This is a genomic window from Flavobacterium sp. UGB4466, assembly GCF_903469665.1.
GTDB classification, from domain to species: Bacteria; Bacteroidota; Bacteroidia; order Flavobacteriales; family Flavobacteriaceae; genus Flavobacterium; species Flavobacterium lipolyticum.
The window spans coordinates 1-401 of record NZ_CAGKLC010000282.1 but is presented as its reverse complement, the minus strand read 5'-3'; the positions used below and the strand labels follow the sequence as shown (position 1 = coordinate 401).

General features: G+C 44.9%; 1 protein-coding gene. It reads left to right on the top strand.

The features are described from left to right. On the top strand, positions 1 to 401 hold a 401-nt coding region (locus JO950_RS22065), incomplete at both ends, for a hypothetical protein (RefSeq protein ID WP_202704558.1).

Here is a 401-nt window from a genome sequence, read left to right as displayed (position 1 = left end):
ACCAACACAGGAAACGTAACCCTGGCTCCAGTAACCATTAGTGATGCTAATGCAGTGGTAAGTGGAAGCTTAGCGAGTTTAGCTCCAGGAGCAACAGACTCGTCTAGTTTTACAGCGGTTCACACCATCACTTTGGCTGATATGAATAACGGTCAGGTAGACAACGTGGCTACAGCTACAGGAACTCCTCCAACAGGATCTCCGGTAACAGCTAAGTCAACCGATCCAAGTCCAATTTGTTCGACTTGTCCACCAAAAGATCCAGCTGCATGTCCAAGCTGTACCGTAGTTCCTTTAACGTCTTCACCAAAAGTAACGGTAAGCAAAAAAGGAGTTTACGTAGATGCTAATGCAGACGGAATCGTAAACGTTGGTGATAGAATTGATTACACTTTTACAGT